We start from the raw sequence: 24,638 nt of genomic DNA, 5'->3' as shown, positions 1-24,638 counted from the left end.
ATGATCTTCTTCAGACGGCTCAGCAGAACAGGTTGGGCGCTCTGCGCCCTGCCTCTCTCACTCGCAACAGGGATAGCTCACGCACAGTCGGTCACAGGCAACTCGACGTCCGGGAACTCCACCTACGGCGTGACCTGGAACATGCTCGATCCCGGTGATGACTGGGCCGCGACAATGATCAAGTCGGTCTTTCCGGTCTTCGGGTCGTCCTCGACCTCCACCGGCACCGAGGCCACGGTTATCGGAACCATGCTGGGCGATCTGTCCGGTTTCGTCATGGCGCTGGCCATGGCGTTTGTCTCTTACGTCATGATGATGAACATGCACCGCTCGGCTGAAACGTCGAAGGTGCTTGGTTCAAACCAGACGTCCATGAGCATCGTGCGGATGGCCTTCGGGGCTGTTATGATGCTTCCGGTGGCAGGTGGCTTCAGTGCCGGTCAGGCCGCGTTCGTCCAGGGATCTCTCTGGGGCGTCGGTATGGCGAAGACGGTCTATTCGTCGGCAGTGCAGGCGATCGGGCCAGACGGGAAAACCATCGCGCAGCCTATGGTGCCGGGCACGAAGACCATTGTGGCAGGCCTGATCGCCAATGAGATGTGCCGGGATCTGGTCAATCTGGCCTCATCCAATTCCAGCCTTGTGCCGGCTCCTACCGGTCAGCGCGTCTGGGTTCTTCCAGGCGCGGATGTCGGCGTCATCACCTACCCATATCAGATGACAACCGGGGATGGTCAGCCGGTCTGCGGCTCTGTGACCATTCAGGCGCCCCGGGCCGCGACAAAGGTTCTGGGCGTGACTGTGGATACGGCCGCCATGCAGCAGCAGATCCTCGACAGCGTCCTGGTTGGCGAGATCCGGCCACAGGTTCAGCAGGTTGCGAACCAATTCTGGCAGACCAAGAAGTCGTCCAGTCTCGCACCGCTCGTAGCCCTCATGACGCAGGCCACGAACGACTATACCAGCAAGCTGACGGCCAAGGCTGCCAGCATCCGCCAGCAGGTTCAGGCCGCCGTGATGCAGCGAAGCACAAGTTTTCAGGCGTGGAACAGCGGCACGAACGGAAGTGCTGCAAATACCAAGAACCGACTGGATAGCCTCGGCTGGACGGGCGCAGGGGCCTATTATCTTGAGTTCGCCCGACTCAACGGCGAGACCATGTCCCTGATGGCCTCAACGCCGAGCGTCAGCGCGCCAACCTATGCCGGCCTTGGCGAAGATCTACATGGGGACATCGCGCCGCTGATGCAGTCCATTGGTGCGCTTCTCGCCAATATCTCCAACATGGTTGTGACGCAGGACGGCATGAATGCTCCAGGCGGCAGCAGCGACCTTTACGCGGGTGTTACGCCAACAGGCGATGGCGCAGGCGTCCTGTCGCAGGTGGCGCGGTCTCTTCATCTGACTGACTACACACTCCAGACAGCCATGGCGTTCATCGAGCCGTCTGGTGCTGAGGGCTACTGGACGGATCCCTTCGGGAATCTCATGGGCCTGGGAAACTGGATGGTCACGACCGCCCTTCTGGTCATGGCATCAGCAGCGCTTCTCAGCTCGGACACCGGATCCGCGATTACAGCGGCTGGTGCGGCTTTGACGGGCAATTTTGCGGCTGCAACGGGTATTGGGGTCGGGCATATCGTTGTCAGTTTTCTCAGTACGCCCATTCTGTCGGGGTCCATGGCGCTCCTGGTTCCCGGCCTCATGCTGGCCTTTGTGCTGCCTATGGTGCCCTGGATCATGTGGATGGCAGCCGTTGCGGGCTGGCTTATTCTGGTCTGCGAAGGTGTGATTGCGGTTCCGCTCTGGATGCTCGCCCACATGACAATGTCGGGTGAAGGTCTTCATGGGCACGCGAAGGCAGGATACGCCCTGATCTTTAACGTCCTCTTTCGGCCGACCCTGATGCTGTTCGGACTTTTCCTCGGCTATTTCGTGTTTGATGCCATGTCCTGGCTGGTTCACCAGACGTTCGGGGTTGCCGCAGGGTTCGTGTTGTCGCATGGCTGGATCGTGACCAATCTGGTAGGCATTGTCGTGATGCTCGGCCTGTACGTGACGGTTCACATCACGCTGGCGCTGATGTGCTTCAGGTTGATTGGTATCCTTCCCGAACGCGTTCCGGCCATGATTGGCTTTCATGAAGGAAGCCGGGTCGATCTGGACCAGTTCTCTCGGGATGCAGCCGTCGTTGGTATGGCAGGAACCTTAAAAGGAATTGACAGTTCACTTAAGTCAGTGATGAAAAAAGAGGACGGTCAAGGCAAGGGTAGTCAAGGAGCAGCCGGGGACCGCAAACGGGTTATTGATACAACACTCTCCAAAACAACCTGAAGGTGGCAGCCGTGAGTAGTGATGGCAGTGGATTGAGCGGATGGGCTGGCTACGCTCTCGGGCGAATGGCAGCGGAAACAGACCTTGAAAACAGGCAGTTTGTCGAACGCTTCCAGAATCGCTTACGGCGCCGCAAAGAAGATAATCTTATCGACACCCTTACAGCGAAAGGCGTGGAGTTTCTTGATCACATTAAATGGCAAGAAGGGATCATGGCAGAGCGGAAAGCTCGGATCAGCGATCTCGAAAAGCAACTTGCCCAAGTGGCAGAGACTTTGGAGCGCCAGTGCGCCCTGACGAAAGAATGGGAAGAGTACGCCGATAAGGGCGATAGCAATCTGAGCCGCCTAAAGACTTGGGCTGACGATGCCGAAGCCTCACTCGCACGGTATCGTGCCCTCTACGGCCCTCTTCCACCAACAGAGAAAAGCAGCTCTTAGTCGCATCTCCCCTCGATAGGGTCTCCTTAATTCTTTGGGAGACCCTTCATGCGTTCTCGTACCTCTCTTTATCTCGCTGGATCTCTGCTCCTGGCAGGACCGGCAATGGGGCAGACCCAATGCGCCGTTCCTTCCCCTCCTCCCCAGACGTCCGCACCGCAAAAGGCCATAGCATCAGGGCCTCAGCCGACTGACGCAATCCAACGCCTGGTGCAGGCCGGAAGCGAGGTCCTGTGGGTAGAGCCACAGCACGGCCTCCAGACTGGCGTGGCTCATGGGGACAACCAGCTTCTTGTTTTCTTCACCCCGGAAAATCACAGCTTCATTATTGGCGGGACGCTTATTCCCGTCCCTTATGACCGCCTTCACGAGCTGATGGGCAAACGGGCGACAGATCTTGAGGTCTGGCACGGAACAAAGGGCATGTTTGTGCGCAATGGCGACCGCTTTCAGGTGCTCTATGCGACGCCAGACGGTCAGGCCGCCATCGCCGGCACTGTCTGGGACGCCGCGGGGAAGAACATCACCCGTCAGCAGATCCGCTATATTCTAGGAGCTGTCCCCACGGTTCGAATTGATGTCCCGGGCGGCGGAAAGGCCTCGGCCGGTTCGCTATCCGAGCAGATCTATGCCGGTGCAATCGGACAGAAGGGCGCGCCGGAGGTGATCATGTTCATTGATCCGCGCTGCACGTTCTCGATCCGCGCCATGCAGCTCCTTCAGCCCGCCGTCGATAGCGGCAAGCTGCGCCTGAGAGTCGTGCCGCTCTCGCTCTTGGACTATGAAGACGGGGGAGCCAGCACGCGCTACGCCAGGGCCATGACCTCCCTGCCCGCAGACGCCAGCATGGTTCAGGCCTGGACGTCCGGAGGCCTCTCGACTGCCCTGGATCAGCCTTCTGCCGAAGCGCAATCACGACTTGACGCGAACATGGCCGCCGCGAAGGCGGTCTCGCTGACGGGCACACCGACCTTCTTCTGGAAGCATCATGACGGATCTCTGGGGCGTCTCGACGGCGTGCCTCCCGATCTGGACAAGTTCCAGAAGGATGTCAGCCAGTGAGCGGGGCGAGCGAAAAGAAGGGAGTCCTGGCCAACACAGGCCGGGCCGCCCGGCTTGTTGTGGGTTCTCCATCCGTCGCAGTCGGGGCCACGAGTATCCGTGACGGCTACAGTCTGCTTCGGACACTCTGGGGCATTGTCCGGAGAAAGCCTGAGGCGGAGGACGGATTCCAAGTGGATGGAGCGGGTCGCATAGACCTACGTGCGACGGCAGAGATGTACGATGTCAGTCCGGCCGCAGTCGAGATCTATCTCCAGAACCAGCAAACCAAGACGTATCAACGGGCCTGGTCCGCAGGCCTCATTGGGGCTCTTTTGCTCGCGGCATGGATCATTGTAGGCCTTAGCGGCTCATGGCACAGCCAGACTCTCGTGACAGCGATCGAGATGATGCCGTTCTGGTTCGCTCTGGGGCTTTATATTCTGCAGAATGGCTGGCTGAACTGGCAGTTCCGCCAGAGGCAAAAGGCCGGCATGTTGGCCTATATCAGAGAGGCCGACACCCTTTTCCCTCGACGGCCCTGAAGCAGAAAGCGGCCCAGACGGGCCGCTTTTCTTTTAGAAGGTTCCGGGTGGGTGCGTGGAATTATTGTTGGGGCCACCAACGGCCCAGCCCGCGTGTTCGTAGTCCTCACGGCCTCCGGAATTATGCGGATCTTCGATTTTTACGATATGACCTTGCCGGTCATAGACAGGAGGTGCCCAGACGGCTCTTGACGACCCGTAGGCCGCGCCCGGCTCATAGCGAGCATGTTGAAGTGGGGGCGGCTTGGGGCCATGACCGGCCGAGACGTTGCCTGAGCAGGCCGCTAAAGCAAAAAATGCGATCGCAGGTAGGAAATATAGTTTCATTGACCAGTCTCCGCTTTGGTATCATGGAAACTGGCATGCACATCTGCGACTAAGGTGGCAAAAACGTCTCAGGCTTTGAAAGCGCGAGCTGATTCCTTATGAATGATAAAGGGATCTCCAGCCATGTCCGCTTCAAATGCACTGAATTTCTTCAAACATTCGCTTCTGAGTTCGAGAAATACAGTGTTTTGGCACTCTAGTTTTTTAAGCTCATCCACATAGCGAGCGCACTCTTCAACCTGATCAATATAGTCACGTATCAGGGCGGGAGATATAAAAACCATCGTTGACATCAAAGTAATGGTTTTATGGATTCCATCAATAAGAAATTGGGCTTGTGCGCACAAAGATAATTCATCGCATACGCTTAGTATCGAATATAATTCTTTATTATATTTCAGCACAACAGAACCCATCAGACACCTTTATTAATACCATATAAAACAAAAGTCTGACCGCACCAGGGTTCCAGGTACGGACCAAAACGACCTTTATTTATTTTATCTTCAATTTTCTCCTAACACGGAGATGTGAAAAGAAAAAAGTCTTCATTAACAAATTGTGAAAAAAAGTTATGAAAGGCCTCTTTTGTTCTCATAAGGTCCTAATAGGACCGCGCGGGAGCAGGGTAGAGATGAAAGTCGCAGATCGCCGTGATGTTCTCTGAACGGCGAGGAGAATGTGATGAGGATCTTTCTTTCTCGTTGCAGGACACGCATACAAGTCAGCCGCCTATTTGGGCTTGAAGAAGGAATTATTTGAGTGAGTTAGCCAGAGCCTAGATACGTTTAAGGCCCCGCTTTCACGAGGCCCTAAGAACGTAGTCCCATCGGTTTGGCGACCGATTGAACTGGATTGAAATTTCACTGCTGAATTTTCAATCCTACATTTCAGCCTCGAATGCAAGAGTTTCTTGCAAACGGGAGGGGCTTGTTTGAAGGGTTGGAGAGCAGGGCTTCGGAAACCCCGAAATCCTGAGAAGTTTTCCATGACCTATTCTCTTTCGTATGACCCCCACCAGGCGGGCGTGAGGCGCATCACCGCCGCCATGATCCTCGCGGAGATGCAGTGCGAGGCCCTGCCGCGAAGTGGTGCCAGCAAGGCGCAGATCCTCAGTGCGTTGCACACAGAGCCTCGTGCGCTTGGCCTTCAGCCGCGCCAGTCCGATCTGCTTGGCTTTCTGATCAGCCGCACGAAGCCGGTGGACTGGGAGGACGACAACCTCACAATCTGCGCCGTGCGCAATCGTGACATCTGCGAGCGGTTCGGCATCGAGCGGTCCACGGTCAAACGCTGGTTACGAGGCCTCAGCGAGTTAGGCTGGATCATCATGCGCGATAGTCCGAATCAACAGCGCTGGTTGAGACGTGACGGCCGCAATGGGGCCATCCTTGAGGGATACGGGTTCGATCTGTCGCCGCTCTCTCGGCGCTACGACGAAATGCTCCAACGCGTTGAGGCCTTCAGAGAGCGGGAGCGCGAAGGAAAGCGCCTGCACAAGCGTGCCATGATCCTGAGCCGCCGCATCACGGCCCTTTCTGCCACGGCGCTTGAGACGGTCAGCGACAAGGCAGAGGTCATGAGCATCCAGCAGAACGGGCATCAGCTCCTGGCGCTGCGTGGCAATGACCACGACCTGGACATTCTCTCTCCGCTGGTAGAGCAGATGGAGGGGCTGGTCGAGCGTCTGGAAGCCCTGATCGCAGGTGCTGACCCTGTGGAAATGGACCCCATGGGGCGCACTGATGGACCCCACAATACTGATACAAACCCAAATACGATACCTAAAGTTACTGTAAGCGGAGCCGGCTGCGCCGGCGTTGGCATAGAAGAAGGAGTAGTTGGGTCTGACAGTGCCTCCCCTGCCAAGGCCTCGCCGCTTCGGGGCTTCAAGGCCGGACCGAACTTCCTCCTTCAGCTCGTCCCGGACCTGCGCGATCTCTGCACCAGCAGCCGTCCCCATGAGGCCGAACTGATCGACGCCGTGGAGATGCTCACTGGCTCTCTGGGGATTTCGTCTCATGCCTGGCGTCAGGCGTGCAGTGTGATGGGTCGATATGAGGCGGCTGTCGCGGTGTGCGTCATTTCCGCCAAGGCGCGAAAGGGCAAAGTCCGGTCGTCCGGTGGCCTGCTACGGGCCATGATCGAGCGTCATCTGGACGGTACATTGGCTCTGGACCGGACGCTCTATGGCCTGGCGTCAGATCTTTCGGCCGACCGCACCTACCATTGAGGTGTCAGTCGCAGATGGGATCTGCAGAATGGGCGAGTGAAAGGAGAATTGTATGTTGGCACATGAGAAACAGGACGTAGCGGCTCTTAAGGCTCCAGCTCAGACCGGAGGAATTGCGGCGGATCGTCTTAGATCCATCATCGAGCGTGTCGAGCGGCTGGAAGAAGAGCGAAAGGTGCTGGCTGGCGATATCAAGGACATCTTCAGCGAGGCCAAGTCGGCTGGTTTCGACGTCAAGATCATCAAACAGATCCTGAAACTTCGGAAAATGGAGCCCGCCCAGGTCGAGGAGCAGGAAACCCTTCTGGACATTTACCGTCGTGCTCTGGGAATGTGAAACAGTAGTGTGTCCATTGCGGACACACCCGTTAGGAGAGAGCGAATTTCTACGCCAACAGTTGCGGCCTTATCCTACCGTGTGGCCATGGTGTCCGGAGCCGTTGGGATCAGCCTAATTCTCGCGGGGTATGCGCGACTGAAATATCTCCAGTCTCACCCCGCGTCATCTGGCTTGTCGGCCGCGACGACCGAGCGGCTTCTTGTGATCGTGTTCTGTGGAGCGATCATAAATATCGCCGTCGCTTTTCTTGTGTTCTGAAAATATGCAGAAGAATGGGCACAAACCTTTAAGAGATCTCCAACAGAAAATTTTATTGAAAGGTTTTCAGTACAACCTTTAATAAGATTGTTTTTCAAGTTCTCTGATAAAGGTTTGGGGCATGAAGCGAACTGAGCTATCCGGTGGTGTCCGTGAGCGTCTGGTCCGTCTTCCAGCCCCTTATCAAATCAGTCGTATTCTCAGCCGCCGCGAAGCCGTCAGCAGTTCGGCGATGGAAAGAACCCATAGCACCCTGGATGAACTTCTTATCGCCGACGAAGATGACGATCAGGCAGGGCAGACGGTTCGACAGGTTCGGGATACGCGCTGGCTTTGGAGCGGTTTGTACCATCGGCTCTCATCCATTGCGTAAATTTTTGCGCCCAAGCCGGGTTCCAGCGTGAGAGTGCGGGGCGATTGTGAATCATGTCGTCGACCGACCACTGAATGCGGCGTGTATCCATTTCGGATGTAACTTCGTTGTCCGGACACAGGATGTAGAAATCCTCATTGAATATCCGCTGCAGAAAATAATCTACGACCTGTTCCGCTGTCCATGCAGCCTCCGGTTTACGGTCATGAGGCCCATCCTTGCCGTGGAAATTCATAGGGGTCCATGTATAACCTGGTACCAGAAGGTGGGCCGAAACAGTTCCTCCCGTGGAGACTAGCAGTTCATGGGCCAACTGCTCCGTGAGCACCTTCACTGCTGCTTTGGCGACAGAATAGGCGGCGTGACCAGGCGGCGTAGTAATTCCTTCCTTGGAGCCAAGATTCACCACGGCCGATGGACGTTTTGCGGCGGTCATATGTGGCACGAATAGATGTTGTGCGCTGAGGACGGCGCGAAAATTTACGTTTAGAGTCCGATCCCATTCATCTGGTGAAGCCCATGGACCGGCTTTGCTCAGCACACCAACATTATTCACCAGTAATCCAACGTCCCCAAAGCGGGTTAACGTTTCGTCACGCAAGCGCAGAAGCACCGTATCATCGGTCACGTCACCCACGACAGTCAGTACGTCAACGGGAAGCGTGGGCGCCAGCGCCTCCAGCGCGTCTCCGTCCTGATCAAGAAGTGCCAAGCGCATCCCGCGGGTCGCAAATTCTCGGGCAAGAGCAGCACCAATGCCTTTTGCTGCACCGGTGATGACTGCGACACGATCCTTTGCGACGATTTTCCGCATTCTTTCTGACATGCACGTTGCTCCTTCTGTCTGGGGCACCAAGAAAGGTGATTTATCAACGGATCCTAGCGCAACCTCATAAGGCCTGGAATTGAGTCAAAAAGCACATGGTGTATGCTTACATTCAACAAATATGAATGAACGAGCGGGCGAAACGCATCATGCATCTTTCACGTGGAGATCTGGGAGATCTCAACCTGTTCTGCGCCATCGCCAAAACAGGTGGATTTCGCAAAACTGCAGCAGAACTGGATCTTTCTCCATCGGCCTTGAGCCACGCTATCCGCGGACTGGAAAAGCGCCTGGGTGTCCGTCTCTTTAACCGGACCAATCGCAGCGTCACGCTAACGCCGGCCGGACGGGAATTGCTCTCGCATGTCATATCAGGACTCTCGGAAATCACCAATGGGCTCGAAGCGCTCAATCGTTATCGGGACCGCCCTGCGGGTCAGTTACGTCTGAACGTACCGACGGATGCCGCCCGTCTGATTCTGGCTCCCGTTATAGCGGGCTATGTCGCCCTTTATCCCGAGGTGCGTCTGGAAGTCGCAGTGGATGATGTGGTGGAAGACATCATCGAACAGGGCTTTGATGCAGGTGTTCGCTATGGTGGCACAATACCGGAAGACATGATCGCGGTCCCGCTCTGTCCCGATCTAAGATGGGTGACAGTCGCATCGCCTGCCTATCTTGCTTCAGCTCCACCCCTTCGAGGCCCGGCCGACCTACACCAGCATCGCTGTATAGGGATCCGGATGGGAAGCGGAAAAATCTATCACTGGGAGCTGGAACGCGGCGAGGAGAAAGTCTTTTTGGACACGGACTGGTCAGTGATCGTCAACGAAACCGTTCTGTCTATCGAGATCGCCGAACGCGATGGGGGGATCAGTTACAACCTTGAAAGCCGGGCGGCAGTGCAGATTGCAAACGGGTCGCTCGTCAAGGTCCTGCCCGAATGGGCTTCTATGGGACCGCCGCTCTTTCTGTATTATCCCAGTCGTCGGCAACTACCTGAAGCATTACGGGCTCTTATTCGCCTGGTACAGGAACAAAAGGCTGTCTACAGCAGTCCAGGTGAACAGGAGTGATCACCCCGTTGATTATAGCTCTTCGCCGATCATGTGGATTTTTAAGAATTGAGCGCTTATCTCCGGGGGGAGTGGCAGTAGATATTCCTTGCGATTTGTCACTCCGTTTTATCCAACTTTGGGAAGAGTGAAGACAGATGAGCAAACTTGCCATGATCAGCGGATCGTCCTCGGGCATTGGTTTCGAGATTGCATGTATCCTTGGCGGCATGGGTTATGATCTCGCCATCTCGGGGGCCAGCGATAAAATCCACGACGCCAAAACAGAACTCGAAAAGATCGGGGTGACAGTCTATGCCTTTCAGGCGGATGCAGCGACCTATGACGGCGTCGAAGGGTTCTGGCAGTTTACGAAAGATATTGGCAGAAACGTCGATATTGCCGTTCTCAATGTTGGCATCGGCCTGGGCGGTGCCTTTGTTGATAACAAGCTCGAAGATGATTTCCGGGTCATTGCCATCAACATCTCCGGGACGGTGCATCTGGCCAAGCGTGTAGTGCAGCACATGGTGCCCAACAAGGCCGGCCGGATCATGATTGTCTCGTCCCTCTCGGCAACCACACCGACGCCTTACGAAACGGTCTATGGTCCCTCCAAGGCATTCGGTTTTATGTTTGCAGAATCCCTGCGTGAAGAGCTTCGCGATACGGGCGTGGGTGTCACTGCTCTGCTCCCGGGTGCAACAAACACGCGTTTTCACAAGAATGCCGGCATGGCCACCAGCAAGATCGACCACGGGCCGAAAAATGATTTGCATATCGTAGCGCAGCAGGGTGTCGACGCTCTCATGCAAGATGAAGATATGGTCGTTGGCGGCGATGCCGCAACCAAGCAGCAGGCTATCGACAACCGCACGACACCTGAGACGGTGAAAGCGGCTCGTCATGCCGTCCTTTGCAAACTGAACGGCGTCGTCTGATCAGGTAAAGCACTGCTGACATGGTGTCGGATTGTTGCGGGCGGACTCTGTCGTCTGTCCGCAACTCAATGAGCACCCAAGGGACAAGTTCATGTCATCAAAACGAATGTTTCAGGCCCCTGAAATTAGCCGTTACCGTGTCGGCGAGTTCGCCGTAACGGTTCTGAGTGACGGCTCTCTGGACGGATCATTCGACATGCTTGAAGGCATCGACAATGATGAGGTATTATCACTTTTGATCGCGGCGAATGTCTCATCTTTGCCGCGTATGTTCATTAATGCTTTTATCGTCGAAATCGGAACACAGACCATTTTGATTGATGGGGGTGCCGGAAATATCAACGGGTGGGGCGGACGTCTGGTTCCTGCCATGGTTGCTGCAGGTTATGATCCCCTACAGATCGACACGATCCTTCTCACACATGGGCACAGCGACCATGTTGGAGGTTTGGCCGGTCCTCTCGCCACAAAACATTTCCGTAACGTCAAAAAAGTTTTCCTGCATAGGGCGGAACTGAATTTCTGGCGAGACGATGAGGCACGCAAGGTTGCATCTGCCGATTATCAGCGTCTGTTCGACGTGGCATGCAACGTCCTTGATGCTTACCAGCAGCAGCTCACACCTTTCGAGGACGGAGATGTTCTGCTTCCCGGGATCACAGCTGTCCATTTACCAGGACATACACCAGGTCATTCCGGTTATCTTTTGGAAAGCGAAGGCGACTCCCTCCTGGTCTGGGGAGATATCCTGCATTTCCCTTATATTCAGGTGGCACGTCCTGACGCCACATTTGCCTTCGATTACACTCCCGATTTGGCTGCAAAAACACGTCGTAAGATTCTCACCGAGCTTTCCCAGAATGGTCGATATGTAACGGGTGTACACTTCAATGCACCCGTTAGAGCAAAAATAGAAACTCTCGGAGATTCGTTCCAAATATTTTACGAGCAACAGTCTCGCGATGTTGATTAGCGGCTCTTACTAAAAAGCACTCGGCTCTAGGAAAAAGAGGAATTGTGCAGTTTTAGGGTGCTATCGCCATCAGGCTCCCCCGACCCCATGACCGATCATTGTCATAGGGTCGGCGAGCCGATCGAATGTCTGCTCATCAATATAGCCGCTTTTGAGAGCAGCGTCCCTAAGTGTCATATCCTGCTCCATCGCCACATGGGCAATGGCAGAGGCTTTATCGTATCCGATATCAGGACTTAGTGCTGTCACCAGCATGATCGACCGTGAGACCATTTCACGAATACGTTTCAGATTAAGTTCTGTACCTTCGACAGAATACTGACGGAATTTCTGGCAACCATCAGACAAAATACGGATTGCATGCAGGACGTTATTGATGACGATCGGTCGCATGGCGTTGAGTTCGAAATTGCCCTGACTGCCGGCGAAAGCGACCGCGGTATCATCACCAATGACCTGAATCGCGATCATGACGAGGGCCTCACATTGAGTAGGATTGACCTTGCCCGGCATGATCGACGATCCGGGCTCATTTTCTGGTAGCCGCAACTCACCCAACCCGCATCGTGGCCCGGAAGCCAGCCAGCGCATGTCGTTGGCGATCTTCATGAGTGCTACGGCCACGCCTCGTAAAGCTGCGCTCATGCGAACCATGGCATCTAGAGTACCTTGGGCGGAAAATTTATTCGGCGCTGTAACATATGGCTCGCCTGTTAGTTGGGCTATGGCATTGGCCATATCGACGCTGAAACCTTTAGGTGCATTTAGGCCGGTTCCAACTGCGGTACCGCCAATCGCGAGTTCGAATAACCCTGCACGTCCCAGCTTCAGGTTTGCGATGGTCTCTCGGATCTGATGAGCATAGCCGGACCACTCTTGCCCAACCGTCAGCGGTACGGCGTCTTCAAGGTGAGTGCGTCCGATCTTGACAACGTCCATCCAGCACCCTGCTTTTTCCTCGATGGTGGTGGCCAGAGCGTCCAGCTCCGGAAGCAGGCGCTTATCAAGCAGTGTAAGTGTCGCAATATGCATCGCTGTGGGGAAACTGTCGTTGCTCGACATGCCCATGTTAACGTCGTCGTTTGGGTGAACAGGGTTTTTGCTACCGAGTGTTCCACCTAAAAGCTGGATCGCCCGGTTGGACACCACTTCGTTGATGTTCATGTTGCTCTGTGTCCCCGATCCAGTCTGCCAGACAAAGAGCGGGAAATGAGCATCCAGTTCGCCAGCAATGACCTCGTCACAAGCTTGAGTAATTGCACCTGCTTTGAGAGCAGTCAGGCGACCACCTGCCGCATTGACCTGCGCTGCAGCTTTCTTGACGATCCCATAGGCATGATAGACTTCCATTGGCATCCGGTCGTTGCCAATGGAAAAATGCTCAAGACTGCGCTGCGTCTGGGCACCCCAGTAGCGGTCGGCTGGGACGTCGATCCGCCCCATTGAGTCTGTTTCGACACGCGTTCCCGAAACGTTGAGGCCGATCCGGGTGTCTCGCAGATGAAGCGGAAGAGCCACGGATCAGTTCTCCTCTAACGTAGAGTATTCCGGACGGTAGAGCTTAGCTTCAATCCAGTCCACGATGTCTTCGGGTTCAGGGACCTGAGCCAGGCCCGATTTGAAGATTTGACGCGCGACTTTGATGGCCGTGTTGATCTCCACACGTAGGACATCTTTTTGCGGCGGAAAAAGCAGGCCATGGGTACGTTGTTCCGTTGTGACCTGTTCAGCGGTTGCCTTCGCAGCTTCAAGGAAGACCTCGTCGGTGATGCGTCGTGCCTGTGTTGCCCAGACAGCCAGTGCCACGGCGGGGAAGATATAGAAATTATTGGCCTGTCCGGGGGTGAGCGTTTTGCCATTCAAAGTAACATCGTCGAACTGGACGCCAGCAGCGAAGAGGGCACGGCCGTCTGTCCAGCGATAAGCTTGCTCCGCGGTACATTCCGCCTTGTCGGTGGGATTGGAGAGCGCGAAAATAACGGGCTTGTCGTTGATGCTCGCCATGGTGCGAACGACTTCCTCGGTGAAGCCACCCGCGTTGGTGCTGACGCCGATCAGAACAGTGGGCTTAATGGCTCTGACTGCCGCCGCAAGGTCTTTCGTCGCGGCATGGGAGTGGGCGAACACTTTCTGAGACGGATTAAGATCCTGCCGCGAAGGTTCGATCAAACCGTTGATATCCATCATGGAAATGCGGGTGCGGGCGTCAGCTTCAGAAAGACCTTCGTCCTGTAATGCACTCACGATCATATTCGCGATACCGATCCCGGCAGACCCTGCACCGTAGAACAGGATACGCTGTTCTTTCAGCGCCTCGCCTTTGATCGACAGGGCGGTGTCGAGGCCCGCGATCGTAATGGCCGCAGTCCCCTGAATATCGTCATTATAGCAAAGGATTTTGTCACGATATCGCGCCAATAGGCGGATGGCATCGTCTCCTTTCCAGTCCTCAAAATGTAAGCAGCAACGAGGATAAAGCTCTTGAATGGCTGCCACGAGTTCATCAACGAATGCGTCGAGTTCGTCTGACGATGGGGGTGCCTGCCGCAAACCGAGATAGAGTGGATCGTCAATCAACTCCTGATTGGTTGTACCGATATCCAGTAACATTGGCATCAGGCCCTGAGGCGGGATGGCGGCGCAGGCCGTATAGAGCTGCAGTTTGCCTACCGGGATCCCCATGCCATTGGCTCCGATATCTCCGAGCCCCAGAATACGGCCGCCGGAACTGACGCAAATGAAGCGCACATCTTTTTCGGGCCAGTTGGCGAGTATCTCTTTCACACGACCTTTGTGACGTAGCGAAAGATACATACCCTGTGGTCTCTCGAAGAGACGGCTGTACTGAAGGCAGGCATCAGCGATTGTCGGATCGTAAACAATGGGAAGAAAGCGCTTCGGATCAGACATCACAACCTTGAAGAACAGGGTCTCGTTACGCTGTGACAATTCGTTCAGATGGAGAAAGCGCTCGAGATCGTTACTCTTGCTGTCAAGCTGCCATAGGACGCGCTCCATCTGCCGATCAAGGGTTTCGACGGCGTCTGGCAAGAGGCCGAGCGTACCATTCTTGTGCCGCTCATCGTTTGTGAAGGCAGTTTCGCGGTTGTGAACCGCATCCAGAAGGGGAGGGAGTGAAGGTACAGTGCGATCGGACGTCATGTCTGTCTCCATTCATTGATGTACTCACAATGGCTGTGTGTTTATCGCGCTGGTAGTCACATAAAAGACATTGTATCTGTGTTTAAAATGCAAAGATGGTACTCTCAATGCACGATGACGCCGGTGATCTGAGATTTTTCGTACTTCTCGTTGAAGCGGGGAATCTGACTGCAGTCGCGCGTCACCTCAACGTTTCGGCAGGAGCTTCCAGTCGAAGACTGGCTCGGCTGGAGGAGCGGCTTGGCGTACGTCTGGTCACAAGGACATCAAGACGCTTCGACCTGACGGACGAGGGACAGACGTTTTATGAGCGTGCTGCAGAGATCATGATTGATATCGAGGCGGCTGAAGCAGAGATTTCTGCCAATCAGAAGGAGCTTCGTGGTGTCCTGCGGATCGGGGCGCCACTTGAACTGGGGCGCCGTCGGTTGGCTGATTTTGTCAGTAAATTTGCCGATCGTTTTCCAAAGCTGCGTGTGCATCTCCTCCTGTCAGACGAAGGACTGGATGTCGTTAATAGTCGCCTTGACCTGGCCATTCGGATTGGAATGCCAAATGAAGCAGGAACTGTCGCGACGAAGATCATGAATAGTGAACGGGTCATCTGCGCTTCTCCAGCCTATCTCGAGAGGTTTGGCATGCCGACCACCCTTGCCCAGTTAACTGAGCACCGTTGTATTTGCCTGATGCGGGGGCATGAACTGGGGATGCTCGACCAGTGGAGACTATCTCGTTCGGGTGAAGCTCAGATTGTAGAGGTAACTCCTCATCTCTCGACGACGAGCGGCGAAGTGGTGCATGACTGGGCCCTCAAGGGCAAAGGCATCGTATTCAAAGTCTTGTGGGACGTCAGCGACGACCTGCAACGCGGTAGGTTGGTCCGTCTTTTTCCAGAGTACCAGGGGGAAACAATCGGGCTATTTGCAACGATGCCCAGTCGACGCAACGTCCCTCTACGCGTTAAAACTTTTCTCGATAATTTAAGAGACTTTTTGGCGCACCCTCAGTCTTGATTATATGAGGAGAGGTAAGTGTCGATACATTATGAAAATAAAACAGAGGAAGACCAGTAAACGTTGATACGCATAATACGTTAACGATATCGGAACGTTTTACACCGTATTAACCCTGAAAAGGGAAAGACAATGAACCGGCATTTCAAAATTGGTGAAACGACGATTCCCGTGTTGCCTTATTTCCAACCAATTGTATCAATGAAATCTGATCAAATTATTGGTTATGAAGTTTTGAGTAGATTTTTTGATTGTGGAAAACTTCTCGATACCAAGAAAAGTATCGAGCGGTTCGAAAATAAAAAACTCCTTGATGGACTCCTTATTTTTCTTTTGGAATATACTTTCCGTCACCGACTTAAATTCAATCCCAACCTGTTTTTCTCGTTTAATCTTTCACCATCGCAGATATCGGATGCCTGTATTCTTGATGGCATCCTGTCCCTCATCAGCCTCTATGAGTTCCCGCACGAGCGCATCAAAATCGAAATTACTGAAAGCGTGATTATTTCTGATCTCGCGCTTTGTACTGAATTTATGACAAAGCTGAATACAACCGGAATTTCCTTCGTCATGGACGATTTCGGCACCGGCTATTCAAGTCTCACGATCCTGAGTTCTTTGCCATTTTCAGGTGTAAAAATTGACCAGAAATTCGTGCATTCCTGTGTCAGTCGTAAGGAGGATAGAAAAATAATATCTGCGATTGTTGGCTTGGCGAATAGCCTCGATATTGACGTGATTGCAGAAGGGATAGAGACGGTCGAGCAGGCAGATCTGTTACGGAAAATTGGTTGTACGAAAGGGCAGGGGTATCTGTTCAGTCCTCCTCGGCCATTAAAAAGGATTGGAAACCCGAATTCCAATCCGGTGGTACATACGGAAAACGAATATCAAAGACTATCTATTGAAGAGAGGGCATTTCAAATATCATCTCTCTATAATTCGAGAGAAGTTGCGATTTGTTTTATAGATCGAGACTATATCATCCGGGATGCTAGTATGACATTCTGTCGTCGGATTGGTTTTGACAAAAAAGAGGTTATTGGTGCCGATATCCATGTGCTTCTGCCTGATACGCGTACGATGCTCGAATGGTTGAAGTCTTTTAGAGAACGCGGTCTACCTTATCCTCCCTACAGGTTTACGCGGGAGAGTGGTGACATCGACCTTGTTATGCTGACCCAGGTCAGGGACGAATCAGAAGAAATTCTAGGTTATTCAATTATTTCACTCGAAATATTTAGCAAGACAATTAATGGGATAATGGCGCAGAAACGGCTGAACGTCTGGTAACCTGCATATTCTGGAAGTCATTCGGGAAGACGCCTTCTCTCTGATGTAATTACAGCTCAGAGCCTGTTTGGAAAATCGGTCTGATGTGATTCAAGCTCTGGATGTGGACGCCAGAGCAGAGGGGCCGGATGGCCAGGATCAGCCGCAAGACGAAACGCTACCCGTCTGACATGACGGACGAGGAATGGGAGCGGATTGCGCCATTGATGCCAGGCCCTGGGCGTCGTGGCCGTCCACGGGAAGTCGAATTCCGTGAGGTGATCAACGCGGTGCGTTATCTTGTTCGTTCAGGCTGCGGTTGGCGCATGCTGCCGATCCATTTCGGACACTGGCGCACGGTCTATGGCTGGTTTCGGGAACTGGCGCGACGGTTCCTGTTCCAGACCATTCATGACGTTGAACTGATGCTCGACCGGGAGCAGTCAGGCCGCGAGGCCAGTCCGACAGCGGCGGTGATCGACAGCCAGAGCATCAAGGCGCCTCATGCAAAGACAAGGGGTTACGATGCCGGCAAGAAGGTCGTCGGACGCAAGCGCCATATTGCCGTCGATACGGACGGGCGCCTCCTGATGGTCAACCTGACCCCGGCCGACATCTCCGACAGTGCCGGCGCCCAGATGATCCTGGATGCGATCCGCAAGCGTTGGCCATGGGTGAAGCATCTGTTCGCCGATGGCGCCTATGACCGCCTGCAGTTGATGGACAAGGCGACTTATCTGAATTTCATCGTCGAGATCATCCGCCGCCGCGACGGAGCAAAGGGCTTCGAGGTGCTGCCGCGACGCTGGGTGGTCGAGAGGACCTTCGGCTGGATGACCCGCTGGCGGCGGCTCGTGCGTGACTACGAACGCCGCGTCGACGTGTCACAGGCCATGATCTTCGTCGCCATGGGCGCCAATCTCATGCGCAGAAATGCTCACCCGTGATTTTCCAAACAGGCTCTTATTGTTTTTGGTGGCGGGAAACGTCTATCGTCCACTATGGGAGATCTTGGAAGAGGTTTGAAAATATTTAAGAAAGAAGTCATCGAGATAGGATCGGACGACCACCCAGTCTCCATTGAGAACAAACGCATGCCTCTTGATAGACATTCCGAACAGGTCGTTCCTCCTTTTTTGAAAGAAGCAAAGAAGGACTCACTTTAAAATATTTTGAATAATATGAACTCAATATTTCCTCATAGTGTATTTAATGTTTAATTAAAACAATAACTGATTAATGTAAGAGAAATTATTTTTTTAACCGATTTATCATTCGTCACATTGATCGCAAAGGTAAATACAATGTCTGAAAATCCTATGATTTTTGAATTCGAGCGGGATTTTGCAGGCTCTTTGCGATGTATTCCAATGATCGCACGACAGAAGCTCGACCTTGTGGGAATCAAAATGACGCTTCGTCAGTGGAGCCGTCTGTTGCGCGAGGAAAGGAGCCATTTGGTAGAGGCACCATGTGAGACGGCTCAGGAACAGACCGCCTATCGCACTCTTGTCGAGGATCTGATTGACGTTCGAGCAGATGAGCCTGTCAGTTTCCTCCCGTCGCAGACATTTGAAGACTGGCGAGAGAAGGATCGGATGCCGGCGGCAGTTTCGTCTCAGGCTGAGGCAGACGCCGTTCCATCACCTACACCGGAACAATGGGCTGCGTTAACTCCGCTTCAACGTTTCGCATTGATCAAGCTCGCCAGATTGAAACATGAGAACGAAAATTTTGTACCTGCGTTGAAGGAGTTTGGCGTCCTTCAAGGGGAGGGTTGATATCATGAGCAAAGACAGAGAGTCCGAGTTTAAGCCTTATCATCACCCTGCAGGCGGCTGGGGAGCGGCCGGTGCAACCGCGAAGGTTCTGATGGAGCAGAGCGTTCTGGTCAAAGGATCACGCGGCCTGCTTGCCATGAATCAGCCGGGTGGTTTCAAATGCCCCAGTTGTGCGTTTCCCGACCCGGATCACCGAAAGAAACTTGAATTCTGCGAGAATGGCGCAAAGGCCCTCGCGCATGAGGCTACCAAAGCCCGTGTGACACGAGAGTTCTTTGCAGAGCATACTGTCACGGAGCTCATGGAGTGTAGCGATTACTGGCTGGAAATGCAGGGACGCCTGACCGAGCCTATGCGCTATGATCCTGCAAGCGACAAATATGTGCCGATTGCCTGGGATGATGCCTATGCCCTGATTGGAAAGCATCTTCGGGCGCTGGAAAGTCCTCATCAGGCAGAGTTCTATACGTCCGGTAGAACGGCTAACGAAACCGCTTTTCTTTATTCCATCTTTGTCCGCGAGTTCGGGACCAACAATTTCCCCGATTGTTCGAATATGTGTCATGAGCCGACATCCCGCGGGCTGCCTTCCTCGATCGGGATTGGAAAAGGCACGATCGTCATGGCGGATTTCGACCATGCCGAAGCCATCTTTGTCATTGGGCAGAATACCGGAACCAATTCCCCCCGTATGATGACGAACCTTGTGGAGGCTCGCAAGCGCGGCATCCCAATCGTTTTGATCAATCCGATGCCTGAACGGGCGCTGATCCGTTTTACGGAACCGCAGGATATCCTGCAGATGGGCACGTTTGGTTCGACACCCATTTCCAGTGAATTTGTTCATGTGCGCATTGGTGGCGATCTGGCAATCTTTAAGGGGATGATGCGCGCGCTGTTCGAGGCCGAAGATCGCGGCGAGTCAGTGCTGGATCATGCTTTTATTGCTGAGCATACAGTAGGGCTGGAAACTCTGCGCGCTGACGTCATGTCAGTTTCCTGGGCAGATATCACTCGTATCTCTGGCATATCGGAAGAGCAGATCCGCCGGATTGCCGGGATTTATGCCAAATCCAACGCGACAATCATGTGTTATGGAATGGGCATAACGCAGCATCAGGAAGGGTCCCAACTTGTCCAGCAGGTTGCGAACCTTCTGTTGCTCAAGGGAAATATCGGCAAGAAGGGCGCGGGCATTGCGCCGATCCGGGGACATTCCAATGTCCAGGGTGACCGCACGGTCGGCATCGATGAAAAGCCAACACAGGCCTATCTTGATCGTGTGCGGGATGTTTTCGGTTTCGAGCCGCCACGCAAGCATGGCCATCATGTGATTGAAGCTGTTGAAGCCATGGAAGCCGGAACCGCCAAGGTTTTCTTCGGCATGGGCGGGAATTTTGTCCGCGCAATTCCTGATACCGAACGGTCTTATGCCGCCATGGCAAAGCTCGATCTTACGGTGGGGATCGCAACAAAGCTCAATCGCGGGCATCTGATCCATGGCAAGGAAGCTCTTATTCTGCCTGTTGTGGCTCGTTCAGAGATTATCCGTACGTCAGCGGGTGAACAGTTCGTGACCATTGAAGATGCAATGTCGAACGTTACGCCGTCGCGTGGCGTTTTCGAACCGGTTAGCCCCGATGTGCGGCCTGAGACTGAAATCGTCTGTCGGGCGGCTATGGCCACTCTTCCAGAGTCAAAAATTCCGTGGGCAGACTATATCGAAGACTATAGTTTAATCAGGGACAAGATTGCTGAGGTTTATCCGGCGATTTACACGGGGTTCTCGGAAAAAATGAAAGACCCTCACGGGTTTCATCTCGATATTCCGCCTCGTCGTCGTGTCTGGATGACCCCGAATGGAAAAGCGAATTTTCTTGTTTTGCCGGGGCTAACGGTGGACGACGTGATTGATGATCCGGCAATGCTTCGGCTGGCCACAATCCGTTCGCACGATCAGTACAACACGACAATCTACAGCAACAACGACCGGTATCGGGGGGTCTATAACACGCGTTTGGTTATCTTCATGAACAAAGAAGATCGTGAAGCGCGGGGATTGGAAAACGGGGCTGTCGTGGGGCTGGAAACCTACAGTGACGATGGATATCGGCGCTATGTCGATGGGCTGACCATTCTGGATTATCCAATGCCTCGTGGATCTATTGCGGGTTATTATCCAGAGTTAAATCCTCTTCTACCGCTGGATTTTTTCGATGAAATCAGCGGTACGCCAGCGGCCAAGGCTATTCCAGTTAAAGTTGTGCCAAGCGTGACGTCTGCAGCCCCAATCCGAATTGCGGGCTAAGTGGGAGCCGTATCGGCAAGAAAGAGCTATGAGAGCATATACAAGCTTTTTGTTGCCGGGAGCGGGCGTTGCACTCCTGACAGGCAGTATCAGTGAGAAAGGCGTATGACGCCATTATTTCAGAGTCGAACGGCAACCCTCCTTAGTCGCCCAGAGGAAGAGATCGTTCTGAATATTGCCGATGAAGTTCCGGTCAGGCTCGTCTTTAATGGCATTGTTCCGCACGGGGTGATGATGATGACCCCGGATCACCTGACGGACTTTGCTTATGGCTACTGCCTAACTGAACAAATCATTACGAATAAAAAGCAGATCCGCTCCGTCTCTGTTCTGGATGGTGAAGATGGTCTGACCTTGGACGCTACGATTTCAGGGGACCGTCTTTCAATCCTGCTACGACGCAGACCCCGTGCCCAGACCGGGCATTCAAGTTGTGGCCTTTGCGGGACTGATACTGTGTTGTCCGTTGATGCCCATGAAGAGGTGCCTTTTCCCATCAATGCCAAGATTGCGCCGACTGCGATCCTGCGGGCCCTGCATGATCTTGAAAAGTGGCAAACCCTGAATGCAGCGACACGCATGGTTCATGGAGCAGCCTGGGCCGACCAGAATGGGAAAATCCTTTTAATCCGTGAGGATATCGGCCGTCATAATGCGCTTGATAAGCTGATTGGTGCATGGATGTGCGATGATCGTCTTTTTGAAAATGGATTTTGTCTTCTGACCAGTCGCTATTCATACGAAATGGCACTTAAAACTGCGCGCGCGGGTATGGCGACGGTGGTCGCCGTTTCAGCTCCGACGGATCGCGCATTTCGATTGGCCCAGAAAATGAATCAGACACTGATTGCAATTGCACGACAGGACAGGCAGTTCGTTTTCTGTGGTGAAGCGCGGTTGATTAGGAAACAGGACTCGTAGCCAGAAGATGACGGTTGTAGCGAGGCAAATGGAGGGTTCGAAAAACCCTCTGGTTTTGAGGCTTTCTGTGTGATCTCATTTCTCGTGCGTTGATTGGGGATGCTGGAAGATGAAGCAGTCTGGTTTCTTTGATGTTGAAAAGCGGCTTGCTCGATTGAGCGGGCTTGGCGATCAGCTTGAAGCGTTTTCCCAGACTGTGGATTTTGAGGTGTTCCGCCCTTTGATCCGGTACTGATGTACAAAATCCTGGTGATCCAGACGCTGAACAATTTGTCTGATGAACGGACAGAGTATCTGATCAACGATCGCCTCTCCTTCATGCGTTTCCTTGGTCTGGGGCTTTCAGATCGGGTGCCTGATGCCAAAACGGTCTGGTTGTTCCGTGAACGCCTGACCCAGGCGGGAGCCATTGAAAGGCTGTTTGACCGGTTTGATGCAACTCTGCGGAACGCCGGCTATCTACCGATGTCCGGCCAGATCCTGGATGCGACATTGGTAGCTGCTCCAAAACAGCGCAATACCAACGCTGAGAAAGCCGACCTCTGGGCAGGACGTATTCCTGAGGACTGGCAGGATAAGCCATCCAGATTGTCCCACAAGCATCGTCATGCACGATGGACACTGAAGTTCAAGAAGGCGAAGCGGCAGGATGACGGGACGATCCCCGCAACGGATCTGGCCATTCCGTTCTTTGGCTACAAGTCCCATGTCTCCATCGACCGGAAGTTCCGGTTCATCCACAAATGGAAAACGACGCACGCCGCCGTCAGTGATGGTGCGCGATTGAGAGAAGGGCTGCTGGATAAAACCAATACGATCTCAACGGTTTGGGCTGACACGGCGTATTGCTCAAAAGCGAATGAAGACTTCATGGAAAAGCAGGGCTTTGCCTCAAAGGTTCACAGAAAAAATCTGCATCTCAAACCGATGCCCCGGCATAGCCAGCGATCTAATGCAGGGAAGTCGGTGATCCGATCACGCGTCGAGCATGTCTTTGCCGACCAGAAATCGCAGACGGGGCTCTTCATTCGAACTGTCGGTATAACTCAGGCCACCATGAGGATCGGGCTAGTCAATATCGTCTACAATATACGCCGCTTCCTCTTCCTCGAGAGGATCAGCACCAAAGCATAGCTATCCAGAGGGTAACAGCCCCCGATCTGCTCAAAACGCAGATCAAAAATAACCCAAAGCACCGTCAATCAAAGCGCTAAAAGCCAAAAATCACCAGCCAAGCGTATCAACCAACAGTTCTTCGATCCCTCCAGGTGATGGATAGATTGCACTTCTATCAATCATAATTTGCAGTTAAAGTGGTTGATAGAAGGTTGGGGTATCGATCATGCGTTGGAATTGGCAGCGTCCGGACTGGCCGCAATTTCAGTTTAAGAAAAGCCGTTTGCGCGAAGCTGAAACGCAGTTCCTGAAAGGTTCAGGCGTTGTCGTGGGCGCGATGCAGCATCTGGACAAAGACGCCAATCAGCAGCTCATTGTTCAGCTTATCTCACAGGAGATGGTCGAGAGTTCCGCCATTGAGGGTGAGGTGCTTGATCGGGCCAGTGTGCAATCCTCGATTGCCCGACAATTAGGCTTTGCTAAAGACAAGCGGCGCTCCACGCCAGCGGAGGCTGGGGCTGCGGAATTAATGGCCGATCTCTATCGGCATTATGCGGCTCCTTTAACCGACCAAATCCTGTTCGACTGGCATGCCATGCTGATGAATGGGCGGCGTGATCTGGAAATCATCGGCGGATATCGGGCGCATGCAGAAGCTATGCAGATTATTTCAGGCCCTCTCCATGCGCCGCATATCCACTTTGAAGCTCCGCCGTCACAAAATGTGCCGAGCGAGATGGCGCAGTTTGTTGAGTGGTTTAACAAAACAGCGCCAACCGGAGCGGAGCCTCTCCCTGCTATCGAACGGGCGGCGGTTGCACATTTGTGGTTTGAGACCATCCATCCCTTCGAAGATGGCAATGGCCGTATCGGACGGGCTCTTGCTGAGAAAGCATTAGCGCAAAGCCTTGAGGCCCCGACGCTTACAGCACTGGCTGCAACCATCAATGCACACAAGAAAGCTTATTATCTCGAATTGCATCGTGCCAGCGAAACCAATCACATTGATGCGTGGATGGGGTGGTTTGGAAATGTCGTTCTGGAAGCCCAGTCTCGCACGCTTCAGAATATTCGTTTTTTGATTGAGAAAACGCGTTTTCTGGATCGCCTCCGTGACAAGCTGAACACTCGTCAGGAAAAGGTTCTGCTTCGGATGTTGGCAGAAGGGCCTGACGGCTTCCAAGGCGGTCTGAGTGCCCAGAACTATCGTTCCATCACCGGCGCCACATCTGCCACCGCGACACGTGATCTGGCCGATCTGGTATCTCTCGGTGCCCTTAATCGGACGGGAGAAAACCGCTATGCACGATACTCTCTTTGTCTCGGGTAAACAGGGTGTTTGCCGTTCCGCCGCAGAACAATAGTGGAGGTCGTCG

At 53.7% G+C, this 24,638-nt stretch carries 22 protein-coding genes and 1 pseudogene; 18 read left to right on the top strand and 5 right to left on the bottom strand.

The genetic code is table 11. The features are described from left to right. The 4 genes from HKD28_RS10045 to HKD28_RS10030 are packed head-to-tail and all read left to right on the top strand — an operon-like array spanning position 1 to position 4,360. A complete protein-coding gene (locus tag HKD28_RS10045) occupies positions 1–2,334 on the top strand; it encodes a DotA/TraY family protein (RefSeq protein WP_194268048.1) in 2,334 nt (777 codons plus the stop codon). A gap of 11 nt (positions 2,335–2,345) precedes the next feature. Further along, positions 2,346–2,774, top strand: coding sequence for a hypothetical protein (locus HKD28_RS10040; RefSeq protein WP_328750155.1), 429 nt, complete (start codon positions 2,346–2,348; stop codon positions 2,772–2,774). Between the two features lie 48 nt (positions 2,775–2,822). Further along, positions 2,823–3,836 (top strand): thiol:disulfide interchange protein, encoded by a 1,014-nt coding sequence (locus tag HKD28_RS10035; RefSeq protein WP_194268047.1) that lies wholly within the window; start codon positions 2,823–2,825, stop codon positions 3,834–3,836. Then, on the top strand, positions 3,833–4,360 hold the full coding sequence (locus tag HKD28_RS10030) for a hypothetical protein (protein WP_194268046.1): 528 nt from the start codon (positions 3,833–3,835) through the stop codon (positions 4,358–4,360). The genes HKD28_RS10035 and HKD28_RS10030 overlap by 4 nt, the downstream gene beginning before the upstream one ends. Before the next feature lie 33 nt (positions 4,361–4,393). Here the strand turns inward: HKD28_RS10030 and HKD28_RS10025 are convergent, their stop codons facing one another. Both HKD28_RS10025 and HKD28_RS10020 read right to left on the bottom strand, forming a co-directional pair. Further along, on the bottom strand, positions 4,394–4,687 hold the full coding sequence (locus tag HKD28_RS10025; RefSeq protein ID WP_194268045.1) for a hypothetical protein: 294 nt from the start codon (positions 4,685–4,687) through the stop codon (positions 4,394–4,396). 68 nt (positions 4,688–4,755) lie between these two features. Next, entirely contained in the window at positions 4,756–5,103 is a 348-nt protein-coding gene (locus tag HKD28_RS10020) for a hypothetical protein (protein WP_149026847.1), read from the bottom strand. Between the two features lie 572 nt (positions 5,104–5,675). Between HKD28_RS10020 and repC the strand changes: the two genes are divergently transcribed. From repC to HKD28_RS10005, 3 genes are all read left to right on the top strand, one after another. Then, complete coding sequence (gene repC, locus HKD28_RS10015) at positions 5,676–6,920, top strand: plasmid replication protein RepC (protein ID WP_077804219.1); 1,245 nt, start codon at positions 5,676–5,678, stop codon at positions 6,918–6,920. Positions 6,921–6,972: 52 nt separating this feature from the next. Continuing rightward, complete coding sequence (locus HKD28_RS10010) at positions 6,973–7,257, top strand: DUF2312 domain-containing protein (RefSeq protein ID WP_077804220.1); 285 nt, start codon at positions 6,973–6,975, stop codon at positions 7,255–7,257. Positions 7,258–7,639: 382 nt separating this feature from the next. Next, positions 7,640–7,891: a Fic/DOC family N-terminal domain-containing protein gene (locus HKD28_RS10005; RefSeq protein ID WP_235993406.1), complete on the top strand. Its 252-nt coding sequence runs from the start codon at positions 7,640–7,642 to the stop codon at positions 7,889–7,891. Here HKD28_RS10005 and HKD28_RS10000 read toward each other — a convergent pair. Beyond that, a complete protein-coding gene (locus HKD28_RS10000) occupies positions 7,785–8,717 on the bottom strand; it encodes an SDR family NAD(P)-dependent oxidoreductase (RefSeq protein ID WP_235993405.1) in 933 nt (310 codons plus the stop codon). The two genes, HKD28_RS10005 and HKD28_RS10000, sit on opposite strands and share 107 nt — an antisense overlap. A 149-nt stretch (positions 8,718–8,866) precedes the next feature. Between HKD28_RS10000 and HKD28_RS09995 the strand changes: the two genes are divergently transcribed. From HKD28_RS09995 to HKD28_RS09985, 3 genes are all read left to right on the top strand, one after another. Then, complete coding sequence (locus HKD28_RS09995) at positions 8,867–9,793, top strand: LysR family transcriptional regulator (protein ID WP_077804244.1); 927 nt, start codon at positions 8,867–8,869, stop codon at positions 9,791–9,793. A 137-nt stretch (positions 9,794–9,930) separates the two neighbouring features. Further along, positions 9,931–10,713, top strand: a complete 783-nt coding sequence (locus HKD28_RS09990) for an SDR family NAD(P)-dependent oxidoreductase (RefSeq protein ID WP_194268044.1) — start codon at positions 9,931–9,933, stop codon at positions 10,711–10,713. 91 nt (positions 10,714–10,804) lie between these two features. After that, positions 10,805–11,686, top strand: coding sequence for an MBL fold metallo-hydrolase (locus tag HKD28_RS09985; protein ID WP_167369419.1), 882 nt, complete (start codon positions 10,805–10,807; stop codon positions 11,684–11,686). 69 nt (positions 11,687–11,755) lie between these two features. Here the strand turns inward: HKD28_RS09985 and fumC are convergent, their stop codons facing one another. Both fumC and HKD28_RS09975 read right to left on the bottom strand, forming a co-directional pair. Then, positions 11,756–13,204 carry a class II fumarate hydratase gene (fumC, locus tag HKD28_RS09980; RefSeq protein ID WP_077804223.1) on the bottom strand — a complete coding sequence of 483 codons (1,449 nt, stop codon included), beginning with the start codon at positions 13,202–13,204 and terminating at the stop codon, positions 11,756–11,758. A gap of 3 nt (positions 13,205–13,207) precedes the next feature. Then, on the bottom strand, positions 13,208–14,848 hold the full coding sequence (locus HKD28_RS09975; protein WP_077804224.1) for an NAD-dependent malic enzyme: 1,641 nt from the start codon (positions 14,846–14,848) through the stop codon (positions 13,208–13,210). 107 nt (positions 14,849–14,955) lie between these two features. Between HKD28_RS09975 and HKD28_RS09970 the strand changes: the two genes are divergently transcribed. The 8 genes and pseudogenes from HKD28_RS09970 to HKD28_RS09930 all read left to right on the top strand — a co-directional run bounded on the left by HKD28_RS09970 (position 14,956) and on the right by HKD28_RS09930 (position 24,592). Next, entirely contained in the window at positions 14,956–15,861 is a 906-nt protein-coding gene (locus HKD28_RS09970) for a LysR family transcriptional regulator (protein ID WP_077804225.1), read from the top strand. Positions 15,862–15,993: 132 nt separating this feature from the next. After that, on the top strand, positions 15,994–17,157 hold the full coding sequence (locus HKD28_RS09965; RefSeq protein WP_194268043.1) for a sensor domain-containing phosphodiesterase: 1,164 nt from the start codon (positions 15,994–15,996) through the stop codon (positions 17,155–17,157). Positions 17,158–17,258: 101 nt separating this feature from the next. Beyond that, positions 17,259–18,083, top strand: a complete 825-nt coding sequence (locus HKD28_RS09960; protein WP_077804227.1) for an IS5 family transposase — start codon at positions 17,259–17,261, stop codon at positions 18,081–18,083. Between the two features lie 372 nt (positions 18,084–18,455). Next, positions 18,456–18,917 (top strand): nitrate reductase associated protein, encoded by a 462-nt coding sequence (locus tag HKD28_RS09950; protein WP_077804228.1) that lies wholly within the window; start codon positions 18,456–18,458, stop codon positions 18,915–18,917. A 4-nt stretch (positions 18,918–18,921) separates the two neighbouring features. Beyond that, complete coding sequence (locus tag HKD28_RS09945) at positions 18,922–21,225, top strand: FdhF/YdeP family oxidoreductase (protein WP_077804229.1); 2,304 nt, start codon at positions 18,922–18,924, stop codon at positions 21,223–21,225. Between the two features lie 105 nt (positions 21,226–21,330). Then, on the top strand, positions 21,331–22,146 hold the full coding sequence (gene fdhD, locus HKD28_RS09940) for a formate dehydrogenase accessory sulfurtransferase FdhD (RefSeq protein WP_077804020.1): 816 nt from the start codon (positions 21,331–21,333) through the stop codon (positions 22,144–22,146). Between the two features lie 109 nt (positions 22,147–22,255). Beyond that, positions 22,256–23,280, top strand: a pseudogene (locus HKD28_RS09935) (IS5 family transposase). Between the two features lie 208 nt (positions 23,281–23,488). Next, on the top strand, positions 23,489–24,592 hold the full coding sequence (locus HKD28_RS09930) for a Fic family protein (RefSeq protein ID WP_077804021.1): 1,104 nt from the start codon (positions 23,489–23,491) through the stop codon (positions 24,590–24,592). Positions 24,593–24,638 lie beyond the last annotated feature (46 nt).

Source organism: Gluconobacter cadivus (assembly GCF_015244745.1).
Lineage (GTDB): Bacteria > Pseudomonadota > Alphaproteobacteria > Acetobacterales > Acetobacteraceae > Gluconobacter > Gluconobacter cadivus.
The sequence above is the reverse complement of the archived record's forward strand: the minus strand, read 5'-3'. Positions and strand labels throughout refer to the sequence as shown.

Excerpts from the sequence above, each read along its gene's own strand:
- HKD28_RS10020 (WP_149026847.1), bottom strand. The coding sequence starts at position 5,103 with ATGGGTTCTGTTGTGCTGAAATATAATAAAGAATTATATTCGATACTA.
- repC (WP_077804219.1), top strand. The coding sequence starts at position 5,676 with ATGACCTATTCTCTTTCGTATGACCCCCACCAGGCGGGCGTGAGGCGC.
- HKD28_RS10010 (WP_077804220.1), top strand. The coding sequence starts at position 6,973 with ATGTTGGCACATGAGAAACAGGACGTAGCGGCTCTTAAGGCTCCAGCT.
- HKD28_RS10005 (WP_235993406.1), top strand. The coding sequence starts at position 7,640 with ATGAAGCGAACTGAGCTATCCGGTGGTGTCCGTGAGCGTCTGGTCCGT.
- HKD28_RS09970 (WP_077804225.1), top strand. The coding sequence starts at position 14,956 with ATGCACGATGACGCCGGTGATCTGAGATTTTTCGTACTTCTCGTTGAA.
- HKD28_RS09960 (WP_077804227.1), top strand. The coding sequence starts at position 17,259 with ATGTGGACGCCAGAGCAGAGGGGCCGGATGGCCAGGATCAGCCGCAAG.
- HKD28_RS09975 (WP_077804224.1), bottom strand. The coding sequence starts at position 14,848 with ATGACGTCCGATCGCACTGTACCTTCACTCCCTCCCCTTCTGGATGCG.
- fdhD (WP_077804020.1), top strand. The coding sequence starts at position 21,331 with ATGACGCCATTATTTCAGAGTCGAACGGCAACCCTCCTTAGTCGCCCA.
- HKD28_RS10035 (WP_194268047.1), top strand. The coding sequence starts at position 2,823 with ATGCGTTCTCGTACCTCTCTTTATCTCGCTGGATCTCTGCTCCTGGCA.
- HKD28_RS09985 (WP_167369419.1), top strand. The coding sequence starts at position 10,805 with ATGTCATCAAAACGAATGTTTCAGGCCCCTGAAATTAGCCGTTACCGT.
- HKD28_RS10045 (WP_194268048.1), top strand. The coding sequence starts at position 1 with ATGATCTTCTTCAGACGGCTCAGCAGAACAGGTTGGGCGCTCTGCGCC.
- HKD28_RS10000 (WP_235993405.1), bottom strand. The coding sequence starts at position 8,717 with ATGTCAGAAAGAATGCGGAAAATCGTCGCAAAGGATCGTGTCGCAGTC.
- HKD28_RS09945 (WP_077804229.1), top strand. The coding sequence starts at position 18,922 with ATGAGCAAAGACAGAGAGTCCGAGTTTAAGCCTTATCATCACCCTGCA.
- HKD28_RS09995 (WP_077804244.1), top strand. The coding sequence starts at position 8,867 with ATGCATCTTTCACGTGGAGATCTGGGAGATCTCAACCTGTTCTGCGCC.
- HKD28_RS09965 (WP_194268043.1), top strand. The coding sequence starts at position 15,994 with ATGAACCGGCATTTCAAAATTGGTGAAACGACGATTCCCGTGTTGCCT.
- HKD28_RS10025 (WP_194268045.1), bottom strand. The coding sequence starts at position 4,687 with ATGAAACTATATTTCCTACCTGCGATCGCATTTTTTGCTTTAGCGGCC.
- HKD28_RS09990 (WP_194268044.1), top strand. The coding sequence starts at position 9,931 with ATGAGCAAACTTGCCATGATCAGCGGATCGTCCTCGGGCATTGGTTTC.
- HKD28_RS09950 (WP_077804228.1), top strand. The coding sequence starts at position 18,456 with ATGATTTTTGAATTCGAGCGGGATTTTGCAGGCTCTTTGCGATGTATT.
- HKD28_RS09930 (WP_077804021.1), top strand. The coding sequence starts at position 23,489 with ATGCGTTGGAATTGGCAGCGTCCGGACTGGCCGCAATTTCAGTTTAAG.